Source organism: Prosthecobacter sp. (assembly GCF_020439865.1).
GTDB lineage: Bacteria > Verrucomicrobiota > Verrucomicrobiia > Verrucomicrobiales > Verrucomicrobiaceae > Prosthecobacter.
Genome location: NZ_JAGRPF010000091.1, coordinates 20,047 through 28,967, shown reverse-complemented (window position 1 = coordinate 28,967; position 8,921 = coordinate 20,047). Strand labels below are relative to the sequence as shown.

General features: G+C 62.2%; 5 protein-coding genes. 3 read left to right on the top strand and 2 right to left on the bottom strand.

Going from position 1 to position 8,921, the window contains the following annotated elements; all coding sequences use genetic code 11:
• On the bottom strand, positions 1–1,173 hold a 1,173-nt coding region (locus tag KDL09_RS09880), incomplete at its 3' end, for a glycine--tRNA ligase (RefSeq protein WP_294384349.1).
• A 100-nt stretch (positions 1,174–1,273) separates the two neighbouring features.
• Positions 1,274–2,167: a LysR substrate-binding domain-containing protein gene (locus KDL09_RS09875; RefSeq protein WP_294384347.1), complete on the bottom strand. Its 894-nt coding sequence runs from the start codon at positions 2,165–2,167 to the stop codon at positions 1,274–1,276.
• Between the two features lie 89 nt (positions 2,168–2,256).
• Between KDL09_RS09875 and KDL09_RS09870 the strand changes: the two genes are divergently transcribed.
• The 3 genes from KDL09_RS09870 to KDL09_RS09860 all read left to right on the top strand — a co-directional run bounded on the left by KDL09_RS09870 (position 2,257) and on the right by KDL09_RS09860 (position 8,585).
• Positions 2,257–3,297, top strand: a complete 1,041-nt coding sequence (locus tag KDL09_RS09870; RefSeq protein WP_294384345.1) for a sulfite exporter TauE/SafE family protein — start codon at positions 2,257–2,259, stop codon at positions 3,295–3,297.
• A gap of 53 nt (positions 3,298–3,350) precedes the next feature.
• The gene (hrpB, locus tag KDL09_RS09865; protein WP_294384342.1) at positions 3,351–5,885 is read left to right on the top strand and encodes an ATP-dependent helicase HrpB; all 2,535 of its coding nucleotides are present in this window, start codon (positions 3,351–3,353) and stop codon (positions 5,883–5,885) included.
• 93 nt (positions 5,886–5,978) lie between these two features.
• Complete coding sequence (locus tag KDL09_RS09860) at positions 5,979–8,585, top strand: protein kinase (RefSeq protein WP_294384340.1); 2,607 nt, start codon at positions 5,979–5,981, stop codon at positions 8,583–8,585.
• The last annotated feature ends 336 nt before the right edge of the window (positions 8,586–8,921 follow it).

Below are 8,921 nucleotides of genomic sequence, written 5' to 3'. Positions count from 1 at the left end.
GTCGAAGATCTCCTGCGACTTGGTGCTGTGCTTCTGGTGCTGCGACAAATCGAAGTCGCCACGCGCAGCGATGCCTTCCAGTTCTTCGGTGCCGAAGGGGAACTCGCACAGGATGTCCACGCAGGCGCGGGCGTAGTGGGCGAGGTCGGCGGGCGTCTGCCAGTAGTATTCGAGCACGTCGCCGAGGCCGATGCCTTGGTAGAATTTCGTGCGCTGATCGACCCAGTAACGGTGCCACATCTCCCAGCCCCAATTCGGCTGCGGTTCGCTCAAATCGGCACCTTCATGCCACTTCGCGACCTCGCCGCTGATGATCTCGACGGCTTCGTCGGGCTTGATGAAGAACTCGAGTTCCATCTGCTCGAACTCGCGGCTGCGGAAGGTGAAATTCTTCGGCGTGACCTCGTTGCGGAAGGCCTTGCCGATCTGGCCGATGCCAAAGGGCACCTTCACGCGGCTGGAGTCGAAGACGTTCTTGAACTGCGCGAAGATGGCCTGCGCGGTTTCCGGACGCAGGTAGGTCACGTCGTCCTCGGTCGCGGTGGGGCCGAGGTAGGTCTTGAGCATGAGATTGAAGGGACGGGCCTCGCCGAGCATGCCGCCGGTCTCGGGATGGAAATCGACGCTGCCATTCACGGCATCGACTTTCTCCTCGCCGAGCAATTCGATCTCCTCGGGCTTGCCGGCGGCTTCACCGGCGTTCTGCGCGATGAGAGAGCGGATGCGTTTGCGGAAGCTCTCGATGTGCTCGCCATTCTTCAGCAAAGCGGAGATGGAGCGGTCCCAGCGCCAGCCGTTCGAGGCCTTCGCACCGCTGTATTTCATGACGACGCCGTCCTGCGGCTCGACGTGGTCGGCACGGACGCGTTTGTTCGTCAGCGAGCACTCGCGCATGAGGTCGGCGAAGGTATCGACGTGGCCGCTGGCTTTCCAGATGGCAGGATTCATGAGGATGCTGGCGTCGAGGCCGAGCACGTCCTCGCGTTCGCGGGTCATCGTGTTCCACCAGGCGCTGCGCAGATTGCGCTTCAGCTCCGCACCGAGCGGGCCGTAGTCCCACACGCCGCCGCAGCCGCCGTAGATCTCGCTGCTTTGATAGATGAAACCGCGGCGCTTGCAGAGAGAAACGATCTTCTCCATTTGGGCGAGGGAGTTCTTGGCGTCGGTGGACATGGCTGGTGGATGTAGGATGAGGGTTGGCCGAATGGCTGGACTGCCACCGGCGATAAGGGGGCGCGAAAGGAGCACCAGCACGCCCGCGGCGCAACGCATTTCAGGCCCACAGCTTCCCGTTGCGCAGCCATTCCTTCACCAGCTCGCGAAACGCCGCCACGGCGGGATCATCGCCGTCCTTCGCCCACACCATCACCAGCGGGATCGTCTGCTGCGGTTTGAGCGGAACGAGCGCGATGTTTTTGCTCAGCGTGCTCTCCGGCACGATGCCGATGCCCGCACCGGCCTCGACGTATTGCAAAATGGTGCCGATGAGACTCGGCGTGTGCTTCACCTTCGGCTCAAAACCCGCCGCATCACACGCGGCGCGGATGCCGTCATGCGAACCCGCGCCCTCGCGACGCGCCAGGATGATCAGCGGCTCGCCCGCGAGCTTCTTCCACGGCAGCGAGCTCAGCTTCGCCAGCGGATGATCCTTCGGCACGGCGGCACAGAATTTTTCCTCGCGCAGCAGCAGCGTCTGCAAACCCAGCGCTTCATGCGCGAGCACCGGCCGCGTCAAGCCGACCGACAGCCGTCCCTTCGACACCATCTCCCACACACGTTCCGGTGTGCGCTCTTCCAGAATGACGGTCACGCGTGGAAAGCGCTTTTGGTATTCCTTCAACAGACGCGCCAGGAACATCCGTGTCGGCGGTCCGATGTAGCCGAGCTTCAACTCCCCTTCCTCGCCCTTTGCCGTGCGCCGCACGCGCCGCATCGACTCCTCCAAGCGTTCGAGAATCAAACCCGTCTCATGCAGCAGCACCGCGCCCGCCGGTGTCAGCCGCGGCGACCGCCGCTCTCTCTCGATCAACTGCGTCCCGATCTCACGCTCCATCTCCTGCACCGCACGGCTCAGCGCCGGCTGCGCGATGCGCAGACGCCGCGCCGCCTTCGAGAAGCTCAACTCCTCGGCCACCGCCTGAAAATATCGCAGATGTCGCAGTTCCATGATCGGCGGCGACTATAACGCACCAGCATGAATGCCATAGCGAAAGTCTATTTTCGTTACTGACGCCGCACCGCGATGAATGGCGGCGAATGTCCATCCAAGCTCCCCGCCAACAACATCTCTGGATCTGGTTTCTCTGGCTTGCCGGGTTTTACAGCGTGTGGGCCTGGCTGGTCTTCGGGCATGATCGCTGGAGTGATGTCACAGCACACTGGCCGATCGCGCTGGCGATGGCGCTGGGAAGTTATGTGGCCGGTTCCACGCCGATGGGCGGCGGCACGGTCGGCTTTCCGATTCTTGTGCTGCTCTTCGGCCTGCCTGCGACCTTGGGCCGCGACTTCAGCTTTGCGGTGCAGTCCATCGGCATGACCAGCGCCAGCATCTTCATCCTCTGCCGACGTCAGCCAATCGCGTGGTCGATGCTGAAAGGTTCCATCGTCGGCTGCATCATCGGCCTTCCCGTCGGCATTTTCTGGGTCGCCCCCTTCATTCCCGAACTCTGGATCAAGCTCGTCTTCGCCGTCGTGTGGGCCAGCTTTGGCGTGCTGCATCTCTACCGCATCGGCGAGATCGCCTCGCATCACGGCATGACCGAGTTCGACGAACGCTGGGACTTCCGCGTCGGCATCGTCACGGGCCTCTTCTCCGCCGCATCGGTCGCGTCTGTCACCGGCGTGGGCATCGACATGGTGCTGTATGCCACCCTCGTGCTGCTCTGCCGTGCGGATTTGAAAATCGCCATTCCGACCTCGGTCATCATCATGGCCTTCACCTCCATGTTCGGCATCGTCATCAAGAACGCCACCACCGGCCTGCAGCCCGGCGTCTTTGAAAACTGGCTCGCCGCCGCGCCCATCGTCGCCCTTGGCGCACCGCTCGGCGCCTTCATGGTCGATCTCATCGGCCGCAAACCCACGCTGCTCTTCGTCGCGGTGCTTTGCGTGGGCCAGTTCGTGTGGACGCTCTACACGGAGCGCGCCGTGCTCGGCGTGGGCAGTCTCATCGGCGCATTCGCCGCCGTCGGCCTCTTCCTCCTCGGCTTTGAAAAACTCCGCGCCTGGGGTGCGGTGCTCGTCGGGGAACGCAAAGAACAGCTCGCGGCACTGAAGCTGGCAAAAGCAGATGAATGATTCGACCGGAGTGCAGAATTCGACATTCTGCATTCCGCATTCGTCATTCCTTCATGTCCGCCCTGCTTCCGATCTTCGAACTCCGCCAGACCTTCACCGCCGCTCTTCTCGATCCGGCGCTGCCGAATCTGTTGATCAAAGCGCCCACGGGCTCCGGCAAGTCCACGCAGATTCCACAGTTCGTGCTCGATTCAGGCATCCTGGCGGAAGGAAAACGCTGCGTGGTGCTGCAACCGCGCCGCATCGCCGCACGCATGCTGGCGCAGCGTGTCGCCCGCGAACGCAACGCACGTCTCGGCGGCGAGGTCGGTTATCAGGTGCGCTTTGAAAACATCACCAGCCGCGAGACTCGCCTGACCTATGTCACCGAAGGTGTGATGCTGCGCATGATGCTCGAAGATCCGCAGTTGGACCGCGTCGGCTGCATTGTGATTGACGAATTTCACGAGCGTCATCTCGACGGCGATCTTGTGCTCGCCTTCGCACGTCGATTGCAGCGCAAGCGGCCCGATTTGAAGATCATCGTCATGTCCGCCACGCTCGTGCCGGGGCCGCTGGTCGATTTCATGCAGCCCTGCAAGCTGCTCGAATCCGAGGGCCGCACGTTTCCGGTCGAGATTCGCTATCAGGCGCCGCTGCAACTCAAGACCGGCTATCCCGAGCCGATCTGGGATCAGGCTGCACGCGCCTGCGAAGACCTGGCGAACTCACCCGGCTTCAGCGGCGACATGCTGGTCTTCATGCCCGGCGGTCACGAGATCCGCAAGACCATCGCCGCCATTCAGGGCCGCAGCTTTGCGCGTGGTCGTCGCGTGGTGCCGCTGCATGGCGAATTGACGCCGCAGGATCAGGACTCCGCCGTCACACCCGGCGAGCAGCCGAAGATCATTGTCAGCACGAACGTCGCTGAAACCTCCCTCACCATCGAAGGCGTGAAAGCCGTGATCGATGGCGGCACGGCGCGCATCGCAAACTACGACGCGCGTCGCGGCATCAACACGCTCACGGTGCAAAAAATCAGCCGCGCCTCCGCCGAGCAGCGTGCCGGCCGTGCGGGACGTCTCGGACCCGGCATCGCCGTGCGATTGTGGACCCAGCGCGAGCATCTGCAACGCGCCGAATGCGAACTGCCCGAGGTGCAGCGGCTCGATTTGAGCGAGGCGCTGCTCGCGCTGCGCGTGTTGTCGAACGAAGCCTTCGACTGGTTCGAAGCACCCGCACCCGCCGCTCTCAAACGTGCTGAAGACATGCTTCATGATCTGGGAGCCACAGACACCCACGGCCATATCACCGAGATCGGCCGGCAGATGGCCAGGTTCCCCCTGCATCCGCGTTTCTCGCGCATGCTGCTCGCCGCGGCGGAGTTCGGCTGTTTGCGTGAAGCCGCGTTGTGCGCCGCTGTCGCCCAAGGTCGTGATATTCTGCTCGTCGGGCAAAAGAATGCATCCCACAAGAGCGAGGAGTTTTGGGAGAAGGATGACGTGAGCGAGTTTCAAGCGCTGCTGCGCGCCTTCACTCGAGCCGAGGCGATGAACTTCGAGCCGGATGCCTGCGCCCGTTACGGCGTGCATGCAATGGCGTCGCGCGAGGCCGCTCGCAGCGAAGAGCAATTCCTTCAACTCGCCAAACGCGCTGGTTTGACCATCAACGACGAGGTCGCCACGCCCGAGGCTCTTGCGAAGACTCTGCTCGCCGCGTTCAGCGATCATCTCGGTGTCGAGACGAGTCCCGGCAGCCGCATCTACCGTCTCGCAGGCGGTTACACCGGCCATCTCGACAAAGACGCGCACATCAAGGCACCGCGTCTGCTCGTCGCTTCGGAGATTGTCGAAGTGCAGGGCAAAGCGCTCACGGTGAAGCTGAACAACGTCACGCGCATCGAAGAGGAATGGCTGCGCGAGATGTTTCCCGAGGACTGCACCAGCGGCCGCAGCGCCCGCTATGACAGCGTGAACCGCCGCGTGATGAACATGGAGGAGACGCGCTTCCGCACACTCGTGCTTTCCAGCAAGGAACGCGGCGAACCGGATGAAACACAGGCCGCATCCTTGCTCGCCGCCGAAGTCATCGCGGGCCGTCTCGAACTGCCGTTGTGGAATGAGAAGGTCGAGCAGTGGATCACGCGTGTGAACTGCCTCGCCAAATGGATGCCCGAACTCGAAATCCCCACCATCGGCGAGGAAGACCGCCACCTCATCATCGAGCAGCTCTGCCACGGCTGCACGACCTACCGTGCGCTCAAAGACCGCGAGGTCTTCCCCGCCCTGCATCAGTGGCTCAGCCATTCGCAGCGCGAGATGCTCAATCAATACGCCCCCGAACGCTACGCGCTCAAGAACGGGAAGACCGCGCGCATCGTCTATGACGAGAAGCAGCCGCCGAGCGTCAGCGTCGTGTTGCAGCAAATGTACGACATCCACGAAAACCCCAAAGTCGCCGCCGGCCGCATCAGCGTCACCGTTCATCTCCTCTCACCCGCCCAACGGCCCATCCAGACGACCGGAGACATCGGCCGCTTTTGGAAGGAAGGCTATCCGGCGGTGAAAGCGCAGCTTCGGGGACGGTATCCGAAGCACGAGTGGCGATAGTTCCGCGCGTGGACTTGCATTTCCGGACTGCTTGACTCAGCATGAGCGCTGATGGCTGAGCCGGAAGATCCACCCCCCTCCACACCTCCCGAAATGATCGGTGATCTGGCCACGATCATCGTCACCCGCCCATCCACAGTTCAGCCGTTCCCGAACACCTGCGCGAACCCCGATGCGCCCATGCCGTTTGTGTTCGGGCGCCGCATCGCGCAGGGCGGCATGGGAGCCATCATCGAAGCGGACGATTGCAAATTCGGCCGCAAGATCGCCGTGAAAGTCATGCGGCTCGACAAGGGAGCCAGCGACGAACAGAAGCGTCGCTTCGTCCAGGAGGCGTCCGTGCTCGGCAGACTGGAGCATCCCAACATCGTGCCGGTGCACGACCTCGGCCGCGACGCCGAAGGCGAGCTCTACTACACCATGAAGCTGGTGAAGGGCCGCACGCTTCAGGACATCCTCGACGATCTGCGACGCGAGCATCCTGAAGTGCTTGCCCATTACACGCTGGACCGCCTGCTCACCATCCTCCGCAAGGTGTGCGATGCGCTGGCCTTCGCGCATGCGAACCACATCATCCACCGCGATCTCAAACCGGAGAACATCATGGTGGGCGAGTTCGGCGAGGTGCTCGTCATGGACTGGGGCATTGCGAAGATTCTCGGGGAACTCGACAATGAAGAATCACCCGCTGTCACACCGACACAATTCCCTGCCCAGTCCGGCACCGCTTCTTTCACCGCCACGATGGACGGCGCCGTCATGGGCACGCCGAACTACATGAGTCCCGAGCAGGCGATGGGCAAGGTGAACGAGTTGGATGAACGCTCGGACATCTTCTCCCTCGGCGGCATCTTGTATGCCATCCTCACATTGCGACCGCCGGTAGAGGGCAAGGACGTTTGGGAGGTGCTGGAGAAAGTGCAGGCGGCGAACATCACCGAACCCACGAAATTCAGTGCCACGACGGTCAAAGGCGGCGCGAAGACCAAGGGCGGCGTGCTTGAAGCCAAGAAGATCATGCCGCTGCCCCACATGCCGGGAGGTCGTATACCTCACGCGCTCTCTGCGGTGGCGATGAAAGCGCTCACGCTCGACAAGACGAAGCGTTATCAGCATGTCGCCACGTTCAGTGCGGACATCGAAGCGTATCAGAACGGCTTCGCGACGAGCGCGGAGAATGCTGGTGCCTGGACGCAATTGAAGCTGCTCATGAAGCGCCACAAAGCCTCTTCCATTGGCATTGCAGCGGTGCTGGTCGTCGGTGGTTCACTGGGAACAAAGGCGCTTATGGAAGGTCGGCGGGCGGAGCGTGCTTTGACCTCACTGAAGAAGACCGCGCCCACGGTGCTCTCGCTTGCGGAGACGGAGGCCGGTTTCCAGCGCTTCGACAGCGCACTGGAGAAGCTGGATGCCGCCCTCGCGCTGGATCCGGGACTTACGCGCGGATACTGGCGGCGCGCGTGGCTGCTGCTGGCGCAGGAGAAGTTTGCCGAGTCCGCCGAAGCTGTGCGCACCGCACAGGTGCGGGACCCGGCCAATGCCGCCCGGCTCGGTTCCATTCTGCCATTGCTTGGTGAACTCCACTCCGCCCCACCTGCCGCCCGTTGGAATCCCTCCCGCTCGGCAGCCGTCCTCGCTCATCTCGGTACCGCGGGAGCCAGCGGCGAAGCCGTGGCCCTTTCCAAGCTCTTTCAGATTTCCGCGGCGGAAAAGGTGAAGCTCGTGAATGCCCGGGTGCAACAATGGTACGGCGGCAAGGCCCAGCCGGACAGCGACGGAGGCATTGGCGTCGTCCCGCCAAAGACGATCGATACCGTGGAACCGCTCCGCGGATTGCCAATCACGCAGCTTAATCTGGGAGAGAGCCGGGTGAGGGACCTCGGGCCATTGCACGGAATGCCGCTGCGAAGGCTGGATCTTAGAAAATGCGCTCAGCTAACTGACCTTTCCCCACTTCGCGGGATGCCTCTTGAGTATTTGAACATCTCCGAGACGTTCGTCGCCGATCTTTCCCCGCTACAGGGAATGCCGTTGAGGGAATTGAATGCGGGATTCACAAAGATCAGCAGCCTTGCGCCACTCCATGGCATGCCACTGGAGTCCCTCGATGTGTCCGCCACGGCCGTTGGCGATCTTTCTCCGCTGAAGGGCATGCCCTTGCGACATTTGAATGTCACCTCCACACTGGTGAGCGACCTCAGCCCCCTCAAAGGAATGCCACTGGAATTCCTCGGCGCTTTCGCGTGTCCAGCCCGGGATCTTTCGCCTCTGAGCGAAATGCCGTTGAAGGAATTGCGAGCCAACTCCAACGATTTCTCGCCGTTGGCCGGAATGAAGCTCCGCAGGCTTGTCATCTCAGGGGCTGAAACTGCGGACATTTCCACCCTGCGTCACTTCACCGCCGATTCCATCGACCTCAATAGTTCCCTCGTTCGGGACCTCAAGCCGCTCATCGGTCTGCACGTGAAGAACCTTGTCATTCGCAAATGCACGAATGTGAAAGACTTCAGCCCGCTGCTCGAATGCACCGAACTTGAGGAACTGGATGCAAGGGAGTGTCTCGCCCCCATCGAACCGCTTCGTGCGCACAAGACGCTCAAGATTATCTCCTACAGCAGCCCGGGCAGTCCGGTGATCCTCGTCAAGCCCGTGGCCGAGTTCTGGAAGGAATACGACGCCCAGAAGGCGGCAGGGAATTGATGCACATCATTTTTTTATGAGAGCAACCTTTGGTTTTTTCGCTGCAAAAGGTCGTGCCCTTGAACCACCAAGTCCACCGAACGCAAGTCGTCTCGAAGAACGCGGCGGGATGACCCGTCCGAGGTGCCTGCGCCAGTTTCTGAGCTGCACTTCAGGCTTGCCAGACCATCCGGCTCCGTGATTTCATCCGCCCGTCATGGCCCTCGGAGTGTCAGCTCGGAGATCTTTGCCTGCTGCGGCGGAGCGGCAGCGGACGGTGTTGCCGGATCGGGCGGGAATGCGGAGGGCCGGACCTGCGCCAGAGCGTTGCGGTGGAAGCACAGGGGCTCCGAGTCC